We start from the raw sequence: 19,892 nt of genomic DNA on the forward strand, positions 1-19,892 counted from the left end.
AGCAATGATGAGCTTATTAGATGTCAAAGATCTGCGCGTCGAATTTACCACGCAAGATGGTATCGTGACCGCAGTAAACGATTTAAATTTCTCACTCAATCAGGGTGAAACACTCGGGATCGTAGGTGAGTCAGGTTCAGGCAAATCGCAAACCGTATTTGCGATCATGGGTCTGCTGGCCAAAAACGGTATTATCTCAGGCAGCGCAAAGTTCGAAGGTAAAGAAATTCTGAACTTGCCAGAGAAAGAACTGAATAAAGTTCGTGCTGAACAGATTGCGATGATCTTCCAAGATCCGATGACCTCTCTGAACCCATACATGAAGGTGAGCGATCAGCTCATGGAAGTGTTGATGCTGCACAAAGGCATGGGCAAAGCAGAGGCGTTTGAAGAGTCTGTGCGCATGTTAGAAGCGGTTAAGATTCCAGAAGCTCGCAAGCGTATTACCATGTACCCGCATGAGTTTTCTGGCGGTATGCGTCAGCGAGTGATGATTGTGATGGCGCTTTTGTGCCGTCCTAAATTGTTGATCGCCGATGAGCCGACGACTGCGCTTGACGTAACGGTTCAAGCACAGATTATGGATCTGCTCAACGAGCTGAAACAAGAGTTCAACACTGCCATCATCATGATCACTCATGACCTTGGTGTCGTGGCTGGCTCTTGTGACAAAGTGCTGGTTATGTACGCCGGTCGTACCATGGAATATGGCAATGTTGACGAAATTTTCTACAACCCAAGCCACCCATATGCGGAAGGTCTGCTTAAGGCGATCCCACGTTTGGATACCGAAGGTGAGATTCTACCAACCATTCCTGGTAACCCACCAAACCTACTGCGCCTACCGCCTGGCTGCCCTTACCAAGAGCGTTGTCATCGCGTAATGGATCGTTGTAAACGTGAAGCGCCAATCTTGACCCCATTTGCCGATGGTCGTCAACGTGCGTGTTTTTCTGAATGGGAGGCTTGGACAAAATGAGTGCACAAGAGAAAAAAATCCTACTGGATGTAAAAGACCTTAAAGTTCACTTTAGCATTGCATCCAAGTCGGCATGGCCATGGAGCAAACCGTCGAGTCTTAAAGCGGTTGACGGTGTGAATATTCGTCTTTATGAAGGTGAAACCCTTGGCGTAGTGGGCGAGTCCGGTTGTGGTAAGTCTACTTTCGCGCGTGCCATCATTGGTCTGGTGAATGCGACTGAAGGTGAGGTGGTATGGCTAGGTCAAGACCTCACTAAGATGAAAGAAGTGCAACGTCGCGAAACACGCAAAGACATGCAGATGATTTTCCAAGATCCGCTTGCCTCGCTTAACCCACGTATGACCATCGGTGACATCATCGCTGAGCCACTAGAAACCTTCTACCCTGAACTTGGTAAGCAGGAAGTGAAGTCTCGCGTGAAAGAGATGATGGCCAAAGTGGGTCTGCTACCCAACGTGATTAACCGCTACCCACACGAGTTTTCTGGTGGTCAGTGTCAGCGTATTGGTATTGCACGTGCGCTGATCCTCAATCCGAAAATGATCATCTGTGATGAACCGGTTTCAGCACTTGACGTATCGATCCAAGCTCAGGTGGTTAACTTATTGAAAGAACTGCAAAAAGAACTGGGTCTTTCTTTGGTGTTCATTGCGCATGACCTTTCGGTGGTAAAACACATTTCTGATCGCGTTTTGGTGATGTACTTGGGTAATGCGGTTGAGCTGGGCACTTCTGAAGCCTTGTTTGCGGACCCTAAGCACCCATACACACGCGCACTGATGTCGGCTGTGCCCATTCCAGATCCAAAGTTGGAGCGCGCGAAAACCATTCAAATGCTTGAAGGCGACCTGCCTTCACCGATGAATCCGCCGTCTGGTTGTGTGTTCCGCACTCGTTGCCCACAGGCAACAGAGGCGTGTGCGCAAACCAAACCAACGATTCAAGGTAATGACACACACGCAGTGTCTTGTTTACATGTAGAGATGTAACGTAATTCAGCCTGTGACGGGCTTAAGCGCGGTTTCTTTATGAGCCGCGCTTTTTTTATCTCTATTATTTGAGTTCAATCTTGCCTTGTCGGTGATACGTTCAAATTTTTCGAATATCACTTGCAAATATTAGCGCTTAATAAATCACGTCCTTTTCCTATACTGAGAAAAAAGTGAGGAGGGTTCATGGGCAAATTAATTGAAGGGGTATGGCACGACGTTTGGTACGATACAAAGCAGACCAAAGGAAAGTTCGTGCGTGAAGATGCAGGATTTCGTGACTGGATTGAAAATAAACCACAAGCACCCTTTCAGCCGGAATCGGGTCGCTATCACCTTTATGTTTCGTTAGCTTGCCCTTGGGCACACCGAACGCTGATTTTCCGCAAATTAAAGGGGCTGGAAGAGCATATTGATGTCACCGTGGTTTGCCCTGACATGCTCAGTGATGGATGGAAGATGGGGTTGCCAGAGCCCTTGTTTGGTCATACCAAATTGCATCAAATCTATACCCAAGCAAAACCTGATTATACTGGGCGAGTGACGGTTCCCGTTCTTTGGGATAAGAAAACCAATACAATCGTGAGCAACGAATCATCGGAAATCATTCGCATGTTTAACTCGGAGTTTAATCAACTGACGGGGAATCAAGATGATTACTATCCAGATTCATTACGTGAGGTGATCGAAGAGTGGAACGCCTTCATTTACCCCAATATCAACAACGGCGTTTATCGTTGTGGGTTTGCCACGACGCAAGAGGCTTATGAAGAAGCGTATTACGCTCTTTTTTCTGCACTCGATCGTGTGGATCATCATCTTGCGACGCATCGTTACTTAGCGGGCAGCCAAATGACGGAAGCCGATTGGCGCCTGTTCACCACACTGATCCGCTTTGATGCGGTGTACGTTGGTCATTTTAAGTGTAATCAAAAGCGTATTGCGGATTACCCCCATCTTAATGGCTACATGAAAGAGCTGTATCAGATCGAAGGGATTGCTGAAACGACAGATTTCTACCACATTAAACGGCATTACTATTTTAGTCACATTGGGATTAATCCAACGCAAGTCGTGCCATTAGGCCCCAATTTGGATTTGGACAGTGACCACGGTCGTGAGGGCATTGGACGTTAGGGAATTTGCGATCAGATGTCGTGAAGTGAACTTAAATAAAACGGAGGTCATGACCTCCGTTTTTGCTATTATTGAGCGCTGCTTTCGAAGCAAGCCGCTATTGTGGCTGACAGCTAGCCGCCGTCACCATCTCATCGATGATCAGTTGCCCACGAGAGTTGCGAATTTTGATGCGGTACATCAGCCCCATATCGAGTTGGTTTCGCACGGTTGCGTCTTCACAGTATTTACTTACGCTGGTGGAAAGCAGCTCTTGTGTCGGTTTTGCACCAGTCGCGTCGGTGTTGTAGATCATCATGATCTCAACAATGTTTTTCGATGATGAAATACGCATGACTTTAAGTGGACCGTATTCAATCGGTAATCCCGCCGAGAGTACACCAGCGCGGTTAGACGCCATGAGCTCTAATTGGCGCTCTTTCTCACCATTTGAAGAACAGCCCGCTAATGCCAACAACACTAACGATGCAGAGAGTACTTTTTTAAACATTAGAACACTTTCTTGAAAGGTTTAACGATCACATTGGCATAAACACCCGCTGCGATATAAGGATCGGCATCCGCCCACGATTGAGCTTCTTGCAAAGAAGAAAACTCAGCGATCACGGTAGAACCTGTGAAACCTGCTTCACCAGGGTTGTCAGAGTCGATGGCTGGCATCGGGCCTGCAGTTAATAGACGTCCTTCGTCTTGCAATGCTTGCAATCTCTCTAGGTGTTGTGGGCGTACACTAAGGCGTTTTTCCAACGAATTCTCAACGTCCTGAGAAAAAATGACATACCACATTCTCTTTTCCTTTCTAATGGTGATACTAACTTGGCTTAATCTATCTCAATTACAGGGAGTTAGAACAGCTAAATTCGAGAAACTGTGAAACTCTACGGAATTTATGCCGTAACGATAGGCCGTGGTTTGCCGTCTGCATCAATGGCGACATAGTTAAACGTGGCATCGCAAACCATAAAGCGATCTTCGATTCCGTGGTCGCGTACGGGCTTCACCCAAACCTCGAGATTAATCGACATTGAAGTGCGACCAATTTTGGTGCATTCACCGTAAACACACACGACATCGCCCACGCTGACTGGTTTTTTAAAGGTAATTCCGGACACGGATACAGTGACGATTCGTCCGTGCGAGATCTCTTTCGCCAAAATACCACCGGCGAGATCGAGCTGAGACATGATCCAACCACCAAATACATCCCCATTGGCATTGGTATCGGCTGGCATGGCGAGGGTTCTTAACAGTAACTGACCCTTTGGAGAGTGAAATTCCTGACTCATTTTGACATCCACAACAAACAAAACAGCGACCAAAGGGTCGCTGCGAAAAATAAGAACAGGATTATAGCAAAAAATGCAGTTTATTCATCCGTTGGCACGTCCGATGACTGGCCATTTTGTTCTTTAGGGAGATGTTTATAAATATAGCCGCCAGTGAGGACGGTAAAAACCAACGTCGCCGCTAATAAACCAAAGACTTTAAAATTCACCCAAACATCTAAAGGAAGCTGGTAGGCCACATAGATATTCAGCCCTGCACAAAAGGTGAAAAAGCCAACCCACGCCCAGTTAATGTTTGCCCATACTGACTCAGGCAAGGTGATCTCTTTCCCCAACATGCCTTTGATGGCCGATTTGCCCATAACATGGCTGACCGTCAAACCAATGGCAAATACGGCGTAGACGATGGTCACTTTCCACTTAATAAAGTTGTCGTCATGCAGGAAAATGGTCATGCCACCAAAAATGGCCACCATTAAGAAGGTGATTAACTGCATCTTCTCAACTTTCTTGTACAAGGCGTAGGTGACAACGATCTGAATGGCTGTCGCTGCAATCAGAGCGCCTGTTGCAACATAGATATCATACATCTTGTAGAGGGCGAAAAAGATGATTAGAGGAATAAAATCAAGTATTTGCTTCATGTGGCAAAAATGTTCCTGTCGATTGAATTGCCCACAGTCTAAACAAAACTGGCTTAATGTGAAGCCTTGAAAGTAAATGGTGGGTTATTGGAGGCTTAGGAAGCCCGCCGGCTTCCTAAGATTCGCCGCGCTTAAGCTGCCCCCTGAAATTGGGCGATGACACGTTTCATGTCTTCCAAATAGCCTTCGGTGCGAAGATTCTCAACGGTCACCTCAAGTTCGTCGTCGGTCATTGAAAAGCACGTCGTTTTGCCGGTGGTTATGCCAAGGTAGTGGTGATACTCATCTTCGGTAAAATGGCCAATGCGGTCTAACAGTAGTGCCTTCATGCCATGATGGATAAGGCCATAATAGGTGCGTCGATGTAACGTCATAATGCTGTCCTCATTCTGCGTCGAAGCACAAACTGCGTGATGAATTTGACGCTTCTGATGGTTATGAGCAAGAAGCAATATGAGTGCCACTTTCAGTTTTCCGCCTTTGGCGCTTTCTGCAGGCATAAAAAAGGGGCAACGCATTGGTCACCCCGTTTTGAGAATCAATTTGCAAAAACTGCGATTACGCTTCTTGCTTATTCATCTCAGCTTGTTTTTCATTTTCTTCATCAAGCAGTGCATCGACAATGACGGCACACGCTGCATCACCAGTGATGTTGAGCGCGGTACGAATCATATCGAAGATACGGTCAAGAGCGAACAACAGTGGTAGACCTTCGATTGGAATGCCCGCTGCGAGCAAGACGGCAACAACGAGGAAAGAAGGACCAGGAACACCTGCTTGACCTACTGCGCCGAGCGTTGCGGTCACAATGATGGCAATGTAAGCACCCATGCTCAAATCGATGTTGAATAGCTGAGCAAAGAAGATCGCGACTAGGCCGTAGTAAATGGCGTTACCAGACATGTTGATCGTTGCGCCCAGAGGTAAAACGAAAGATGCGGTGGAGTTGCGGACACCCAGTTCTTTCTCAACGGTATCCATGGTGACTGGCAGGGTTGCCATTGAAGAAGCGGTTGACAGAGCAACAGCTTGTGGCTTTTTCATCGCACTGATGAATTTCTTCGCAGAGGTTTTAGTAAACAGCTGAATCATCAGTGGGTAAGCTACGAAACCAAAAATAAGAATCGCCGCAACGTAAACCACAAACAGTTTAAACACCACCATCAGGGCGCCAAAACCAAACGTACCTACGGCTTCTGCCATCAGGCCAAATACACCTAGAGGCGCGATGACCATCACTTTGTTGATCATCCAAACCATGGAATCAACAATGCAGTTTACGCCATTCATGATTGGCTCACGCTTCTCTTTCTCTTGTTTAGAGATGGCGATACCTAAAAATAGACAGAAGACGAGGATCTGTAGGATGTTGGCTTCATTAAGTGACTGGAAAACGTTGGTTGGGATCATACCTGTGATGGTAGCCCAAAAAGTAGGAAGTTCACCTTTAGAAGCGTACTCAGCAGAGAACATGCCTTCGACACCGGAAACATCGATACCCATGCCCGGCTTGAAGACTTCACCCATGAACAGGGCAAGTGCAACGGCAAGTGCAGATGTTAGACCGAAGTAACCTAGTGTCACGAAACCTACCTTGCCAGCAGATTGACTATTGCCTAGGCCCGCTGCACCAGAAATTAGGGCAACAGCGACAAGAGGGATAACCAGCATCTTGATCAGGTTGATGAAGATGGCCCCCAGTGGAGCAAACATAGAGGCGCTATCACCCATCAAGGCACCAACGGCAGTACCCACGATCATGGCGATGACAACCTGCACACCAATGTTGCGTAACAAACTCTTTTCTTTTAACACTTCCATAACCTCTGTGCTAATAAATATTAAAAATCCAGAATTACCCACTGAACAAAAAGTGTTCTTTGGATAAATATTCGATCGGATTTTTACACGTTTATTTCACATTTAGCAATATGGAATAAGAAGCGAGGGTGTGAATATCAGGCGTTTTATTGACGATTGACAATTTTTTAAGCAGAAGGCAAACGTTTGCTATAGCTTGGCCTTATATAACGTTGGCGTTTTATTGAGTGATTGTTCGTTTATAAGCCGAGATGGAAGTGAGTTGGAATGTTAAAAAAAAGATCGATTTCTAGTGGTGAATAAGAAATCGATCTCATAGATGTTTAGATGTCTACCACGTTACTTTTGTGTTGCAGACTTCATGCTGGAAACAAAGTTTGCCAGTGCCGTTAACATCGCGTCAGGTTCATTGAGGTGACTTTCGATGATTTTGACCACTGCAGAGCCTGAAATGGCACCTGCCGCACCCGCATCGATAGCCTGTTTGACTTGTTCAGGCTCTGATATACCAAAGCCCAACAGTGCAGGTGGCGCATTAAATTGTTCTAGCTTCGCAAGCATATCACCCACAGGCATGTTGGCTTTTGTTTCAGCTCCTGTGACCCCCGCTCGAGAGAGAAGATAGGTATAACCGCCACCCAGTTGTGAAACCTGTTTTAGTGTTTCATCACTGGCCGTTGGTGGTGCGATAAAGATTGGATGTACACCAAACTTTTCGGCTGCCGCGACAAACTCTGCACTCTCGTTCGTTGGGACATCGGCGATCAACACAGAATCAATGCCTGCTTGAGCGCAACGTTGGTAGAAATTCTCGATACCACGTGAATAGACCAAGTTGGCGTACATCAACAGGCCAATCGGTAGATCTGGGTATTTAGCTCGGATTTGTCCGATCAAATCAAAACAGATATCAGGTGTTGCGCCTGAATCCAGCGCGCGAATATTTGCGCCTTGGATCGTTGGGCCGTCGGCCAATGGATCAGAAAATGGAATGCCAAGTTCAAGAGCATCGGCACCCGCTTGAACTAAGGTATCCATGATCTTGAGTGAGAGTTCAGGGTTAGGGTCACACACGGTAACAAAAGGAACAAAGGCACCTTGTTTTTGCGCGGCGAGGCGCTCAAATGTCGCTTGATAACGGTCCATTAGATTGCTCCTTTTTCTTCTAAAATGGCATGAACGGTAAAGATGTCTTTGTCACCTCGACCAGATAGGTTAACGACCAACAACTGCTCTTTCTCTGGGTTGTTGCGGGCCATTTTCAGCGCATGTGCCAAAGCGTGAGACGATTCTAACGCAGGTATAATACCCTCACTTCTTGCCAACTCTTGGAAAGTATCAAGTGCTTCATCATCGGTGATGCTGTCGTATTCAGCGCGACCAATGGCATTAAGGTGAGCGTGTTGAGGACCCACTGATGGGAAATCGAGACCTGCGGAAACGGAGTACGATTCTTCGACTTGGCCGTTTTCATCTTGCATGAGTGGCGCTTTCATACCAAAGAAAATGCCAGTTTTGCCATGTTTTAAGGGGGCACCATGTTGGTCGGTATCAATGCCTTTGCCCGCAGGCTCAACACCAATTAGGCGAACTGTTTCTTCTTCGATAAAATCGGCGAACATACCGATGGCGTTTGAGCCGCCACCAACACAAGCAATCACTGCATCAGGTAGGCGACCTTCACGTGCGAGGATCTGATTCTTCGTCTCTTCACCAATCATACGTTGGAACTCACGTACGATGGTTGGGAAAGGGTGGGGACCCGCGGCAGTGCCCAATAAGTAGTGGGCGGTTTCATAGCTACCCGACCAATCACGCAATGCTTCGTTACACGCGTCTTTTAGTGTGGCAGAACCTGAGTGCACCGGAATCACCGTCGCGCCCATCAACTTCATACGAAACACGTTTGGACTTTGGCGCTCAACGTCTTTTGCTCCCATGTACACACGGCATTTCAAGCCCAGTAGTGCACAGGCAAGTGCGGTGGCAACACCATGTTGGCCTGCACCCGTTTCAGCAATGATCTCGTTTTTGCCCATGCGCTTAGCCAGCAGTGCTTGGCCAAGTACTTGGTTGGTTTTGTGCGCGCCACCGTGCAGCAGATCTTCACGTTTTAGGTACAGTTTGGTTTTGGTGCCTTTGGTCAGATTGCGCGTCAGCGTCAGTGCGGTTGGGCGGCCTGCGTATTCTTGGAGTAACCCCATAAACTCACTGCGGAAGTCAGGGTCTTCTTGGGCGTCAATGAACGCTTGCTCGAGCTGCTCTAATGCGGGTACCAGAATCTGAGGTACGTACTGACCGCCGTATTCGCCAAAGTAGGCATTTAACTTAGTCATGTTTGCTTCCTTAATTGTGTTTGGCTATGTGCCAGAATTTGTTCTTCACTGAACCTCAGGTTCAGATCATCAATATCAATAATTTCGTATGGCTGCAAACGCTTGCTGCAGCTTCGTCAGATCTTTTTTCCCTGGGCTTTCTTCAACACCAGAGTTTAAATCCAGCCCTAAACATCCAAGGCTTGCTGCCTTTTGCGCGTTGTCTGGATTGAGACCGCCTGCCAACATGATATGGCTTGGATCATCCAATAGAGCCCAATCAAACGTGGTCCCTGTTCCACCGCTTTGTTGGCCGACTTGCGCATCGAAAAGATGACGATCAACATCTTGAGTAAGTAGAGTCGGTGCTTGGTCGGTCACGCCATAGGCTTTCCAAATCTCAATCGATTCGTTGAGTTGCTTGCGCAGTTGTGCGATGTAATCGGCTTCTTCGTTGCCATGTAATTGCACCGCATGCAGTTGCAGCTGGTTTGCGGTTTCGGCCACCAAGGTAACGGGGTGATTTTGGAACACGCCAACATAATTGAGCGGAGCGCCACTCATCGTCAGTCTTGCCTGCTCTATATTTACAGCACGTTTGGATTGCTCTACAAAAATCAAACCACCAAAGACAGCGCCAGCTTGATAGGCTTTGGCGGCTTCCTCCGGATGAGTGAGACCACAGACTTTGTTTTCACCCAGTGTCACTTTACGTACCGCGAGCTCGAGGTTTTTTTCTGCCATCAGTGAGCTACCGATCAAAAAGCCATCAGCGTATTGGGCGAGATCGCGCACTTGCTGGTGGGTGTAAATGCCCGATTCCGAGATCACAATCGCTTCTGGTGCTAGGCGACGCAAAGTTGGCGCGAGTACTTTGGTGCGATTCAAATCGGTGGTGAGGTCTCGTAAGTTGCGGTTGTTAATGCCAATCACTTTCGCCCCCAGCTTCACAGCACGCTCAAGCTCTTCGTCATTACTGATTTCTGTCAGCACACCCATTTGCAACTGGTGGGCAACATCCGCCAGTGCTTGATACTGCTCGTCATTGAGGACGGACAACATCAATAAAATGGCGTCGGCTTGATAGTGACGAGCGAGATAGACTTGATAGCTATCAACCATAAAATCTTTACACAACACAGGCTGGCGCACTTGCTGACGCACTCGGGGCAGAAAGTCGAAGCTGCCTTGGAAGTATTTCTCATCGGTGAGTACCGAAATCGCATCTGCGTGGTGGTTGTACACCGACGCGATGTAATCCAAGTCGAAATCTTCACGGATCAATCCCTTCGATGGGGAGGCTTTCTTACATTCGGTAATGAATACCGTGCGTTGGCCCTGCAAGGCTTGGTAAAAACTGCGATCCGATGGTGTCAATGTGGCTTGAAAACTGGCCAATGGTTGCGCGTGTTTACGCTCGGCCACCCACTGGTATTTATCGCGAACTATCTTGGCTAGGACTTCCGCCATTTGTGCTTCCTGCAGAGAAACGTGTTCTGACAGTTTTTCGTTGCTGTTTGTCATCATAAACCTCAGGCGTGTTGAGCCAATTTTTCGACCAGTTGATACGCTTTACCAGAGTTCATTACGTCGATCGCTTGTTGCGTATTGGCTTTAAGATCCTCATGACCAAAAAGACGCATGAGCAGGGCGACGTTGACGGCAACGGCACTCAATTGAGCTTCCGTTCCTTTTCCGGTGAGTAAGTGAGTGATGATGGCTTTGTTTTCCTCAGGATCACCACCCTTAATCGCTTCCAATGGATGTGTATTGACGCCAAAGTCCGCTGGGGTGAGAGTGTATTCGTGAATTACGCCATCTTTGATTTCTGCGACCAAGGTGTTGCCATGAATAGCGACTTCATCCAAGCCGCTGCCATGCACGACCGCGGCACGTTTCATGCCCATTTTCAACATGGTTTCTGCGATTGGGCGAACCAGTTCTTGGCTATATACACCCATCAGTTCGATGTTAGGACGCGCAGGGTTAATCAAGGGGCCTAAGATATTGAAGATAGTGCGCGTTTTCATGGTTTGGCGCACAGGCATCGCATGCTTCACTCCGCTATGGTATTGAGGCGCAAACAAAAAGGCGACGCCAATATCATCGACGGCTGACCGAGTATCTTCTGCGCTCATCGCGAGGTTGATGCCAAATGAATCAAGTAGATCGGAAGAGCCAGATTTACTTGAAACGCTGCGATTGCCATGCTTAGCGACTTTCAACCCACAGGCTGCGGCCACAAAGGCTGCGGTTGTCGAGATATTGATGGTGTTGTGGCCATCGCCACCCGTGCCCACGATGTCGGCAAAATCGTAATCAGGACGCGGAAAAGGTTGCGCATTGGCAAGCAATGCTTTGGCTGCACCGGCAATTTCATCGGGTGTTTCCCCTTTGATTTTCAGTGCGGTTAGGGCTGAAGCCATAAGAATAGGGTCTAGCTCGCCGCGAATAATGGTGTCGAAAAGTTGTTGGCTCTCTTGCTCTGTCAGAGATACTTGCTGATACAGTTTGTTGATGATGGCTTCCATAATCTTTTCTCCCAATCCTTATGCTAATGCCCAGTTAATCGCGTTGGCTAACAACGTTGCACCTTGTGTCGTCATGATGGACTCTGGGTGAAATTGAAAACCGCACACTTTGTCTTCTTCGTTAACCACCGACATAACAAGGCCATTCACTTCGGCGGTTACGGTCAGCGTTTGCGGTACGTGTGTTGCCACCAAAGAGTGGTAGCGCGCAATAGCCAGTGGGGATGGCAACCCTTGATAAATCGCATGGCTTTGGTGCTCCATCATCGAGACTTTGCCATGGATGATCTCGCCTGCGCCTGCCACAGTACCGCCGTAGGCTTCCACAATAGCTTGATGGCCGAGACAAATGCCAATCACTGGAACTTTGCCTTTGACGCGAGTAATTAACTCTGGCATACAGCCCGCCTCTGATGGTGCACCGGGTCCTGGAGAGAGCAGCACCACTGGGCGTTCGAGTTGTTCAATTGCGTCGATAATGGTGTCTGTGGCAATACTATTGCGGTAAATCGTGACTTGGTGGCCCAAAGAGCGGAACTGATCAACCAAGTTGTAAGTAAACGAATCGAAGTTATCGATAAATACAATGTCCGCCATCTTTACGACTCCTTGTGGGCTTTCTGAATGGCAGAGATGACTGCCTGAGCTTTGCCGCGCGTCTCATCGGCTTCGGCTTGGGGGTCGGAATCAAAGACCACTCCGGCACCGGCTTGCACCTGTGCAATGCCGTTTTCAACGTAAGCCGAACGAATCACGATACAGGTATCCAGTGTCCCTTCGCCAGTGAGGTAACCGACAGCCCCACCGTAACTGCCACGGCGAGCCCCTTCAACATCACGAATCAATTGCATGGCACGAATTTTCGGAGCGCCCGTTAATGTGCCCATATTCATACACGCTTGGTAGGCGTGTAGTGCGTCAAGATCGTCACGTAATTGTCCAACAACGCGTGAGACCAAGTGCATCACATGGCTGTAGCGGTCCACTTTAAGTAAATCGGCGACGTGGCGTGTCCCTGCGCGAGAAATGCGTGCGACATCATTTCGAGCGAGATCCACCAACATCATGTGCTCGGCGTTTTCTTTCTTGTCAGTGCGAAGTTCGAGTTCAATTCGACTATCGAGGTCGAAATCGATCTCACCATTGGCTCGCTTGCCACGGCGTCGAGTACCAGCAATGGGGTAGATCTCCACCTGATTGGTTTGCGTTTCATATTTCAACGCGCTTTCCGGTGATGCGCCAAACAACGTAAAGAGTTCATCTTGCATGTAAAACATGTAAGGGCTTGGGTTGCTGACTTTGAGCTCTTTATACGCCGCCAATGGTGACGGGCAGGGCAGGGTAAAGCGGCGTGATGGTACGACTTGGAAAATGTCGCCTTTGACTACGTATTGCTTTAGGTCGCGTACCACTTGGCAAAAGGCGTCATCGCTGATATTGGTATCGACCTCAACCTTATCGAGATGAATGGCTTTAGGTAGCGCTTTCGGGGTAGCACACAGAGTGCGGATTTGTTCAATACGCTGATTTAGTGCTTCTTTTTGTGAGTCGTCTGCAAAAAGCGTTGCTTGTAAATGGCAACTCTCGGTCTGGTGGTCGACCACCATCAGCGTTTCTGCCACGTAGAAGACATAGTCAGGACATTGATTTATTGCGTGGGCTTCACCCAGTGGTTCAAAGTTGGCCACCAAGTCATAGGCAAACAGACCGCCGATAAAGATCGCGTGCTTGTCTTTTCCCGCCAAATCAAAACTGTGTTGAACCAGTCTCAACGCGTCGAAACTAGAGGCTTCACGTAAGCGAGAGTCTTCATCTAGGCGGTCATCTGGGCTTGAGAAGGTGAGGGTAAGTTGTTGTCCATCAAACTGATGTTCAACCTCTTGCGCGACATTCTTGGTCAAATGGGTTAACAGATTCTTGCCGTTGTCACTGAGTGCCGTCATGGTCACGACATGGCCATGGCAAACCATACGTACCGCGGAATCGACAATCAGTAAGCTTTTAAGATCTTGTTTTGAATCGATTTCAGCTGATTCGAGCAATAAGCTATCGCGCTTGTTTTCACACAAAGTGTGAAAAAGGCGCGTAGGATCCGAATGGTAAGGAACCGTCGTTGACAGAAGCTCTAGCTGTCCTAGTGTGGTGATGTTAATGGCCTTGTTCACAAGACCTCCTTATTATTCAATTCTTTGTCTTCCTGCTGTACATACTCGCACAAAGCAAACGTTCACCCAACGCAGAATTTGTTCGTTTTGATGAATGTTTAATCAGTTGATTGTGAGATGTGCAACAAAATAAAAAGCCCGCATGGTTAGCGGGCTTTGTGTGATTCATTTTCTTTATTAAAAGTACACGTTAGCCCACCAAGAACTTGTCCAAGTGCGCCACCAAGCGAGCTCTGCTGCATTGACATTCTCGTTATGCAGAGCAAGTTTCGCTTTCTGGTTGTGGTTAAATTCTTGTAACATGGTCGGCCCTATAGTCAGGTACTTTGTATTTGTGTACTAGTTAACTAGTGCAAGGGTAAAAAGTCAACCCCCTAGTAGCAAATATATGAGAATAGATTTACATAGCCACACGACGGCCTCGGATGGTCGTTTTTCACCGCAAGAACTCATCGAGCGAGCCCTTACGTTTGACTTGGATGTGCTCGCGGTGACCGATCACGATACGGTAGAAGCGTTGGCGGAAATACATCGTTATGTCGATGAGAAGCAATTGCCAATTAAAATCATTAATGGCATTGAAATATCCACGGTTTGGCAGAATAAAGACATCCATGTCGTGGGATTAAATGTTGATCCTAACAACATGACACTGAATCAACTGATTGAGCAGCAACAAGAACATCGTGTTAACCGCGCTGAGCTGATTGCACAACGTTTGCAAAAAGCGACACGGGAAGGTGTGCTCGAAGAGGTGCGACAAATCGCTGATGGAGCGCCGATTACCCGTGCTCACTTTGCCAAATGGCTGGTGGATAATGGTTATGCCAAAACGATGCAGCAGGTGTTTAAAAAATACTTAACGCGTAACAACCCGGGTTATGTCCCGCCAAACTGGTGTTCAATCGATGACGCAGTGAAAGTCATTCATGCCGCAGGGGGCCAAGCGGTGCTTGCACACCCAGCGCGATACAACTTGACGGCGAAATGGTTGAAACGCTTGTTACAAGCGTTTGTCGAGGCCGGTGGCGATGCGATGGAAGTAGCGCAGCCACAACAATCGCAGCAAGAAAGGCGCAATTTGGCTGATTATGCAATACAATACAAACTATTAGCTTCCCAAGGCAGTGATTTTCATTATCCGTCTCCGTGGATGGAATTGGGAAGAAACCTCTGGTTACCCGCGGGGGTTGAACCAGTGTGGAAAGATTGGGGTTTAGAACCGGTAGACAAAATTCAAACCGTGTCTATGAATGCCCCTGAGCTATAGAGCCGAGAGGTTCGATAATGAGGAATTACCATGAGCCAGTTTTTTTACGTTCATCCAGAAAACCCACAGGCTCGCTTGATTAATCAAGCCGTAGCAATCATTCGAAATGGCGGAGTGGTGGTGTATCCAACCGATTCAGGATACGCGTTGGGCTGTCAATTAGAAAACAAGCAAGCATTAGACAGAATTTGCCAGATCCGTCGCTTAGACGAAAAACACAACTTCACACTGCTGTGCCGTGACCTTTCAGAGTTGTCCATCTACGCACGTGTGGATAACACGGCGTTTCGTTTGTTAAAGAACAACACTCCTGGTCCTTACACCTTTATTTTTAAAGGGACCAAAGAAGTGCCGCGTCGTTTGATGAACGCTAAGCGTAAGACCATTGGTATTCGTGTACCCGATAACCGTATCGCCCTAGACCTGCTTGATGCGTTAGGTGAGCCATTGATGTCGACATCACTGATTTTGCCAGGCAAAGAGGTAACGGAAGCCGATCCAGAAGAGATCCGCGATAAACTTGAACACGCGGTTGATGTGATTCTTAACGGGGGTTACTTGGGCGAGCAACCAACGACGGTGATTGACTTTAGTGAAGGTGATGCGGTTGTTGCACGTATTGGCTCTGGTGACCCAGCACCATTTGAGTAATGATGTTAACGATGACGTATTGTTCAAAGGGAAGCTTAGCTTCCCTTTGTTTTTAAGCGACGATACTCGCACTTATCAAGCAAAATCAAACAACTCAATACCGTAATGATCAATCCAATTCATATCGTATTGAGAAATGCCTGTGAGGGTGAGTTCGACTCCCCATTCTTCGCTGGAGAATACAGCGTCTCCCCATTGATTGAACGAGAGATCAAGCTCATCTCGTGACTGAAGGAAGGTGTCGCGAATACCATCTCCATCGGTATCTTTGCCGATATTGAACGAAATTTTGTCGTAGCACAGATTAAAGTCGAGGATCTCGGCTTTGACTTCAATGTCATTCACTGGCACTTGTTGATCGTGTACGTTGATCGGTAAATGGTTGGTGAGAACAAAGGTGTCCTTTCCGCAACCACCGCTGAGCATTGAATCGCCGTGTCCTACGACCAGCGTGTCATTACCCCAACCGCCGCTGAGAAAGTTATTCCCCTCGTAGTCATAAATGATGTCGTCACCGCTTCCGCCAAAGAGGGTGTCATTACCTAAACCACCGGAGATAAAGTCATTTCCTGAGCCGCCGGAAATGAAATCATTACCACGACCGCCTAGCAGGGTGTCATTGCCCCATCCGCCAAAAATATAGTCGTTTCCCCCGAAGCCGACGAACTTATCGTCACCTCCAAAGCCAAAGAATATATCAGTGGTTTCCGATCCTACGGTGCCTTTCAGATCGTCGTCTTGTGCGGTACCAAATATCCAGTTCAAATCAACCGTTGTTCCAGACATAGATTATTCCTTTTGTTTTGTGATGATATTGACTGCAAGCGTTACATAAAATTGCTTGATAATTTTATCAGTTTCCGAAAAGTAGACCCATGAACCAAAGTAGGAAATTGGTGGTGGTGGAGTATGGTATTTCTAATACTCTTAGATGGTTAACGGATTCGATATCACGGATGGATATGCGCAGTTTTCCACAGCTCGTCGAAGGGGAGATCTTACATTGAATGAAATTTTCCCGTATAATCGGCGCCCCGATTCCGAGCATCGGGTAGACATTGTAAACGGGTCTAGCTTGGTAAGACTAAGACGTCTGAGAAGACGACAATTTAGGTAGATAAATGAACGAAAAATTACAGAAAGTTTTGGCACGAGCTGGTCATGGCTCACGTCGTGAATTGGAAGCATTAATCAAATCAGGACGTGTGAGTGTGAACGGTATCGTCGCGAAACTGGGCGAACGACTAGAAGATGAGCAAGCAGTAGTGCGCATCGATGGTCACGTTGTGTCCGTGAAAGCTCAGGAAGAGGTGATTTGCCGAGTGTTGGCATACTACAAACCTGAAGGTGAGCTCTGTACGCGTCACGACCCAGAAGGTCGCCGTACTGTTTTTGATCGTCTACCAAAAATCCGTGGCTCTCGCTGGATCTCTGTTGGTCGTCTTGATGCGAATACCTCTGGTTTGTTGCTTTTTACCACTGATGGTGAGTTGGCAAACCGCCTCATGCACCCAAGTCGTCAAGTTGAACGTGAATACCTAGTTCGCGTGTTTGGCGAAGTGAATGAGCACAAGGTACGTAACCTCGTGAACGGCGTTGAGCTCGATGATGGTTTAGCTCGCTTTGAAGACGTGGTTTATACTGGTGGTGAAGGTATGAACCATACGTTTTACGTGGTGATCAATGAAGGTCGTAACCGTGAGGTTCGTCGTCTTTGGGAATCTCAGGATTGCACAGTAAGCCGCTTAAAACGTGTACGTTATGGTGACATTTATCTTGATAAGAAACTGCCACGTGGCGGTTGGATGGAGCTTGAGCTGAAAGACGTGAACTACCTACGCGAGTTGGTAGAGCTTCGTCCAGAGAAAGAGACCATGATTGAGTTGAATAACTCATCACGTAAGCGTGACCGTGCCCGTAGTCAGAAGATTCGCCGCGCGGTAAAACGTCATGAAGAGCGCGTGAGTACGCCAAAAGGTCGCAGCAACAATGCGGCACGACGCAAGCCAAGTAAGGCCGATGGTCAAACAAACAAAACCAATAGCCGCAACCAAGCGGGTAGCCGCTCTAAGCCACAGCGCTAAGAGAACGAGCAGAAATAAAAAGGCTTGCCATTGGCAAGCCTTTTTTGCTTCTTAATCTCGTTTCCAGAGAATGTGACAGAACTTTTGGTCTGGATCGCGGCTAATCAGCATGCGAGCAAACACATCGTCTAGGACATCATTTTCTTCATTAACGAGACCAATGCGTACTTCTGCGTAGATCTCTTTGTCAACGTCAAAGCCAACGTGACCAGCCCAATCATCGCTGATATCAACCAGCTCAGCAGCGCCACGATCATCAAATTGTGCAGTAAACAGAATGACATCGACTGGCTCTAGGTTATCAGGCGCCATTTCGAGAAAAATGTCGTAAGCCGCGTCTATCGCATCATCGTAAGAGATTAAATCTGCCATGCTTACGCTCGGCTCATGTACTTACGTTCTGCCGTGTTGATGATCACGCGATCACCTGTTGCAATGTACTCAGGTACTTGTACTACTAAGCCAGTTGATAGGCGAGCAGGTTTAGTACGAGCAGATGCAGAAGCGCCTTTGATTGATGGATCGGTCTCTTCAATCACAAGTTCAACAGATGAAGGAAGCTCTAGGCCTACGGATTCACCGTTAACTAGGATAACGTGGATACCTTGAGTATCTTCGTTGATGAACAACAGATCATCTTCAACGTCAGCGTGTTTGAAAACGTATTGAGAGTAGTCTGCGTTATCCATGAAGATGTAGTCATCGCCGTCGACGTAAGAAAATGACACAGCTTTTTTGTTCATTTCCACCGTTTCTACCACGTCATCAGATTTGTAACGCTCTTCGACGCGAGCGCCAGTTGCTAGATCGGTACAACGCATTTTGTAGATCTTAGAACCACCACGGCCACCTGGAGTTGTTACTTCGATGTCTTTAACCAGAAGGGTTTTGCCGTTAGATTCAATTGCAAAACCTTTTTTAATTTCACTTGCCTTTGGCATATCAGTTCCTATCGCGTTTTAGGGTTGATCAAAATCGCCGAATTATATACTCAACTCTGCGTAACTTGCGAGTACTGGAATCGAATAACTTGTCTATTTGCGTACCAAAGTCTTACTCTTGTATCTGAATGTCGCGACGACCGAGATCAGTTGCGCACCCAAGGCTTGATTCCTCGTGTAAGCTAAGCGAAGATTGGGCGTTTCTTAGAATTATCAACTTCGTATCCGATTAATGACTCTACCTGTTATCGATCCCAAACAACCTTTCCAAGCGAAATTTGAGCCCGTTATCAAAGATGTATTGATGTGCCTAAAAAGTGGCTTGGGAGACAACCTCCACAGTGTCTATGTTTATGGCAGTGTCGCAAGGAAAACGGCGCAGGAAGGCAAGTCGAATCTCGATATTGTTGTGGTTACCCATCGTCCATTTACCGAGCAAAGAGCCACGGTACTTAACACGTTGAAATGGCGCGTGCAAAAAAGTTTTCCCCAAGTGACTGGCGTGGCGGTAAAAACGGCGGAAGTTCGAGACATTGCTTCTTTAGACAGTCTTTTTACTTGGGGCTTTATGCTCAAACACTGCTGTGTCTGTGTGTATGGTAGTGATCTTGCGGAGTGTTTTGGTGAATATGTTCCTAGTTGGGAAATCGCTAAGCATTGGAATATGGATGTCGAGGATTGGCTTGCGGTATATCGCAACAAAATTGCTCGCGCAACTTCCGTTGAGCAACAAATTGAACCGCAAAAGGTCATCGCTAAAAAACTTTTGCGGGCAAGCTATTCATTGGTGATGTACAAAGATCAGCGTTGGTACGACGACCCATTAGAGTGTGGCCGCCAATTCCTTCAATACCATCCAGAAAAAGAAGTCGAGATTCGTCGTCTAACGATATTGTTGGCGGGTCAAGCCATTCCCAAACGTTCGGTTATAGGGCTATTGGATGGGTTTGGTGAGTGGCTAGTGAAGCAATATCAAAAAACGGAATTTAAAATCGGCTAATCATACCGTTCTCAATTGATGATTTAGCGATTGCTAATGTAGTCTATCTGCTGTTCTGTGCTAACTTTAAAAGGTG

Annotated in this window: 23 protein-coding genes and 1 other annotated feature; of the genes, 7 read left to right on the forward strand and 16 right to left on the reverse strand. The window is 47.4% G+C overall.

Annotated elements, in window-relative coordinates; translation table 11 throughout:
• Nucleotides 1-7 precede the first annotated feature (7 nt).
• The 3 genes from PQQ36_RS16020 (at nucleotide 8) to PQQ36_RS16030 (ending at nucleotide 3,108) form a co-directional block, all read left to right on the forward strand.
• Nucleotides 8-979: an ABC transporter ATP-binding protein gene (locus tag PQQ36_RS16020; RefSeq protein WP_273661786.1), complete on the forward strand. Its 972-nt coding sequence runs from the start codon at nucleotides 8-10 to the stop codon at nucleotides 977-979.
• Nucleotides 976-1,971: a murein tripeptide/oligopeptide ABC transporter ATP binding protein OppF gene (gene oppF, locus PQQ36_RS16025; protein ID WP_011080880.1), complete on the forward strand. Its 996-nt coding sequence runs from the start codon at nucleotides 976-978 to the stop codon at nucleotides 1,969-1,971. Before PQQ36_RS16020 ends, oppF begins: the two co-directional genes overlap by 4 nt.
• Nucleotides 1,972-2,157: 186 nt before the next feature.
• A complete protein-coding gene (locus PQQ36_RS16030; protein WP_026050799.1) occupies nucleotides 2,158-3,108 on the forward strand; it encodes a glutathione S-transferase family protein in 951 nt (316 codons plus the stop codon).
• A gap of 97 nt (nucleotides 3,109-3,205) precedes the next feature.
• Here PQQ36_RS16030 and PQQ36_RS16035 read toward each other — a convergent pair whose 3' ends face one another.
• The 13 genes from PQQ36_RS16035 to PQQ36_RS16095 all read right to left on the reverse strand — a co-directional run bounded on the left by PQQ36_RS16035 (nucleotide 3,206) and on the right by PQQ36_RS16095 (nucleotide 14,173).
• A complete protein-coding gene (locus PQQ36_RS16035; protein ID WP_011080878.1) occupies nucleotides 3,206-3,598 on the reverse strand; it encodes a GspS/AspS pilotin family protein in 393 nt (130 codons plus the stop codon).
• Complete coding sequence (locus PQQ36_RS16040; protein ID WP_045619925.1) at nucleotides 3,598-3,894, reverse strand: YciI family protein; 297 nt, start codon at nucleotides 3,892-3,894, stop codon at nucleotides 3,598-3,600. The genes PQQ36_RS16035 and PQQ36_RS16040 overlap by 1 nt, the downstream gene beginning before the upstream one ends.
• 101 nt (nucleotides 3,895-3,995) lie before the next feature.
• A complete protein-coding gene (gene yciA, locus PQQ36_RS16045; protein ID WP_011080876.1) occupies nucleotides 3,996-4,394 on the reverse strand; it encodes an acyl-CoA thioester hydrolase YciA in 399 nt (132 codons plus the stop codon).
• Between the two features lie 80 nt (nucleotides 4,395-4,474).
• Nucleotides 4,475-5,038 carry a septation protein A gene (locus PQQ36_RS16050; protein ID WP_011080875.1) on the reverse strand — a complete coding sequence of 188 codons (564 nt, stop codon included), beginning with the start codon at nucleotides 5,036-5,038 and terminating at the stop codon, nucleotides 4,475-4,477.
• Nucleotides 5,039-5,169: 131 nt separating this feature from the next.
• Nucleotides 5,170-5,412 carry a hypothetical protein gene (locus tag PQQ36_RS16055; RefSeq protein ID WP_026050800.1) on the reverse strand — a complete coding sequence of 81 codons (243 nt, stop codon included), beginning with the start codon at nucleotides 5,410-5,412 and terminating at the stop codon, nucleotides 5,170-5,172.
• 184 nt (nucleotides 5,413-5,596) lie between these two features.
• Nucleotides 5,597-6,859 carry a dicarboxylate/amino acid:cation symporter gene (locus PQQ36_RS16060; RefSeq protein ID WP_026050801.1) on the reverse strand — a complete coding sequence of 421 codons (1,263 nt, stop codon included), beginning with the start codon at nucleotides 6,857-6,859 and terminating at the stop codon, nucleotides 5,597-5,599.
• A gap of 339 nt (nucleotides 6,860-7,198) precedes the next feature.
• A complete protein-coding gene (gene trpA, locus PQQ36_RS16065) occupies nucleotides 7,199-8,005 on the reverse strand; it encodes a tryptophan synthase subunit alpha (RefSeq protein ID WP_011149925.1) in 807 nt (268 codons plus the stop codon).
• Nucleotides 8,005-9,195: a tryptophan synthase subunit beta gene (gene trpB, locus PQQ36_RS16070; RefSeq protein ID WP_263179930.1), complete on the reverse strand. Its 1,191-nt coding sequence runs from the start codon at nucleotides 9,193-9,195 to the stop codon at nucleotides 8,005-8,007. Before trpB ends, trpA begins: the two co-directional genes overlap by 1 nt.
• Before the next feature lie 75 nt (nucleotides 9,196-9,270).
• Entirely contained in the window at nucleotides 9,271-10,701 is a 1,431-nt protein-coding gene (trpCF, locus tag PQQ36_RS16075) for a bifunctional indole-3-glycerol-phosphate synthase TrpC/phosphoribosylanthranilate isomerase TrpF (RefSeq protein WP_419836177.1), read from the reverse strand.
• A 5-nt stretch (nucleotides 10,702-10,706) separates the two neighbouring features.
• On the reverse strand, nucleotides 10,707-11,705 hold the full coding sequence (trpD, locus tag PQQ36_RS16080) for an anthranilate phosphoribosyltransferase (protein ID WP_038940269.1): 999 nt from the start codon (nucleotides 11,703-11,705) through the stop codon (nucleotides 10,707-10,709).
• An 18-nt stretch (nucleotides 11,706-11,723) separates the two neighbouring features.
• Entirely contained in the window at nucleotides 11,724-12,302 is a 579-nt protein-coding gene (locus tag PQQ36_RS16085; protein WP_263179932.1) for an aminodeoxychorismate/anthranilate synthase component II, read from the reverse strand.
• A 2-nt stretch (nucleotides 12,303-12,304) separates the two neighbouring features.
• Nucleotides 12,305-13,870, reverse strand: coding sequence for an anthranilate synthase component 1 (locus PQQ36_RS16090; RefSeq protein WP_039553230.1), 1,566 nt, complete (start codon nucleotides 13,868-13,870; stop codon nucleotides 12,305-12,307).
• A gap of 128 nt (nucleotides 13,871-13,998) precedes the next feature.
• Nucleotides 13,999-14,101 (reverse strand) — a sequence feature (Trp leader region).
• Nucleotides 14,048-14,173 carry a hypothetical protein gene (locus PQQ36_RS16095; protein WP_011149930.1) on the reverse strand — a complete coding sequence of 42 codons (126 nt, stop codon included), beginning with the start codon at nucleotides 14,171-14,173 and terminating at the stop codon, nucleotides 14,048-14,050. (Overlaps the previous feature by 54 nt.)
• An 85-nt stretch (nucleotides 14,174-14,258) precedes the next feature.
• On the opposite strand from PQQ36_RS16095, the gene rnm reads away from it, so the two are divergent.
• Entirely contained in the window at nucleotides 14,259-15,140 is an 882-nt protein-coding gene (rnm, locus tag PQQ36_RS16100) for an RNase RNM (RefSeq protein ID WP_263179934.1), read from the forward strand.
• A 30-nt stretch (nucleotides 15,141-15,170) separates the two neighbouring features.
• The gene (locus PQQ36_RS16105) at nucleotides 15,171-15,791 is read left to right on the forward strand and encodes an L-threonylcarbamoyladenylate synthase (protein WP_011080865.1); all 621 of its coding nucleotides are present in this window, start codon (nucleotides 15,171-15,173) and stop codon (nucleotides 15,789-15,791) included.
• A gap of 75 nt (nucleotides 15,792-15,866) precedes the next feature.
• On the opposite strand, the gene PQQ36_RS16110 is transcribed toward PQQ36_RS16105, so the two are convergent.
• Nucleotides 15,867-16,577 carry a calcium-binding protein gene (locus PQQ36_RS16110; RefSeq protein ID WP_013572095.1) on the reverse strand — a complete coding sequence of 237 codons (711 nt, stop codon included), beginning with the start codon at nucleotides 16,575-16,577 and terminating at the stop codon, nucleotides 15,867-15,869.
• Nucleotides 16,578-16,912: 335 nt separating this feature from the next.
• Between PQQ36_RS16110 and rluB the strand changes: the two genes are divergently transcribed.
• Nucleotides 16,913-17,875, forward strand: a complete 963-nt coding sequence (gene rluB, locus PQQ36_RS16115) for a 23S rRNA pseudouridine(2605) synthase RluB (RefSeq protein WP_011080863.1) — start codon at nucleotides 16,913-16,915, stop codon at nucleotides 17,873-17,875.
• Between the two features lie 51 nt (nucleotides 17,876-17,926).
• Here rluB and PQQ36_RS16120 read toward each other — a convergent pair whose 3' ends face one another.
• Together PQQ36_RS16120 and efpL are read right to left on the reverse strand one after the other, a co-directional pair.
• Nucleotides 17,927-18,247 (reverse strand): HI1450 family dsDNA-mimic protein, encoded by a 321-nt coding sequence (locus PQQ36_RS16120; protein ID WP_011080862.1) that lies wholly within the window; start codon nucleotides 18,245-18,247, stop codon nucleotides 17,927-17,929.
• Nucleotides 18,248-18,249: 2 nt separating this feature from the next.
• The gene (gene efpL / locus PQQ36_RS16125) at nucleotides 18,250-18,816 is read right to left on the reverse strand and encodes an elongation factor P-like protein EfpL (protein ID WP_011080861.1); all 567 of its coding nucleotides are present in this window, start codon (nucleotides 18,814-18,816) and stop codon (nucleotides 18,250-18,252) included.
• Nucleotides 18,817-19,048: 232 nt separating this feature from the next.
• On the opposite strand from efpL, the gene PQQ36_RS16130 reads away from it, so the two are divergent.
• Entirely contained in the window at nucleotides 19,049-19,816 is a 768-nt protein-coding gene (locus PQQ36_RS16130) for a nucleotidyltransferase domain-containing protein (protein ID WP_013572094.1), read from the forward strand.
• Nucleotides 19,817-19,892 lie beyond the last annotated feature (76 nt).

The sequence above is a fragment of the Vibrio sp. CCUG 15886 genome, assembly GCF_028570825.1.
Taxonomy (GTDB): domain Bacteria; phylum Pseudomonadota; class Gammaproteobacteria; order Enterobacterales; family Vibrionaceae; genus Vibrio; species Vibrio vulnificus_B.

Coding starts and splice junctions, on each gene's coding strand:
- PQQ36_RS16095 (WP_011149930.1), bottom strand. CDS start 14,173: ATGTTACAAGAATTTAACCACAACCAGAAAGCGAAACTTGCTCTGCAT.
- PQQ36_RS16060 (WP_026050801.1), bottom strand. CDS start 6,859: ATGGAAGTGTTAAAAGAAAAGAGTTTGTTACGCAACATTGGTGTGCAG.
- oppF (WP_011080880.1), top strand. CDS start 976: ATGAGTGCACAAGAGAAAAAAATCCTACTGGATGTAAAAGACCTTAAA.
- trpA (WP_011149925.1), bottom strand. CDS start 8,005: ATGGACCGTTATCAAGCGACATTTGAGCGCCTCGCCGCGCAAAAACAA.
- PQQ36_RS16050 (WP_011080875.1), bottom strand. CDS start 5,038: ATGAAGCAAATACTTGATTTTATTCCTCTAATCATCTTTTTCGCCCTC.
- PQQ36_RS16130 (WP_013572094.1), top strand. CDS start 19,049: ATGACTCTACCTGTTATCGATCCCAAACAACCTTTCCAAGCGAAATTT.
- trpCF (WP_419836177.1), bottom strand. CDS start 10,701: ATGATGACAAACAGCAACGAAAAACTGTCAGAACACGTTTCTCTGCAG.
- trpB (WP_263179930.1), bottom strand. CDS start 9,195: ATGACTAAGTTAAATGCCTACTTTGGCGAATACGGCGGTCAGTACGTA.
- PQQ36_RS16055 (WP_026050800.1), bottom strand. CDS start 5,412: ATGACGTTACATCGACGCACCTATTATGGCCTTATCCATCATGGCATG.
- PQQ36_RS16035 (WP_011080878.1), bottom strand. CDS start 3,598: ATGTTTAAAAAAGTACTCTCTGCATCGTTAGTGTTGTTGGCATTAGCG.
- rnm (WP_263179934.1), top strand. CDS start 14,259: ATGAGAATAGATTTACATAGCCACACGACGGCCTCGGATGGTCGTTTT.
- yciA (WP_011080876.1), bottom strand. CDS start 4,394: ATGAGTCAGGAATTTCACTCTCCAAAGGGTCAGTTACTGTTAAGAACC.
- PQQ36_RS16110 (WP_013572095.1), bottom strand. CDS start 16,577: ATGTCTGGAACAACGGTTGATTTGAACTGGATATTTGGTACCGCACAA.
- PQQ36_RS16120 (WP_011080862.1), bottom strand. CDS start 18,247: ATGGCAGATTTAATCTCTTACGATGATGCGATAGACGCGGCTTACGAC.
- PQQ36_RS16105 (WP_011080865.1), top strand. CDS start 15,171: ATGAGCCAGTTTTTTTACGTTCATCCAGAAAACCCACAGGCTCGCTTG.
- efpL (WP_011080861.1), bottom strand. CDS start 18,816: ATGCCAAAGGCAAGTGAAATTAAAAAAGGTTTTGCAATTGAATCTAAC.
- PQQ36_RS16030 (WP_026050799.1), top strand. CDS start 2,158: ATGGGCAAATTAATTGAAGGGGTATGGCACGACGTTTGGTACGATACA.
- trpD (WP_038940269.1), bottom strand. CDS start 11,705: ATGGAAGCCATCATCAACAAACTGTATCAGCAAGTATCTCTGACAGAG.
- PQQ36_RS16085 (WP_263179932.1), bottom strand. CDS start 12,302: ATGGCGGACATTGTATTTATCGATAACTTCGATTCGTTTACTTACAAC.
- rluB (WP_011080863.1), top strand. CDS start 16,913: ATGAACGAAAAATTACAGAAAGTTTTGGCACGAGCTGGTCATGGCTCA.
- PQQ36_RS16040 (WP_045619925.1), bottom strand. CDS start 3,894: ATGTGGTATGTCATTTTTTCTCAGGACGTTGAGAATTCGTTGGAAAAA.
- PQQ36_RS16020 (WP_273661786.1), top strand. CDS start 8: ATGAGCTTATTAGATGTCAAAGATCTGCGCGTCGAATTTACCACGCAA.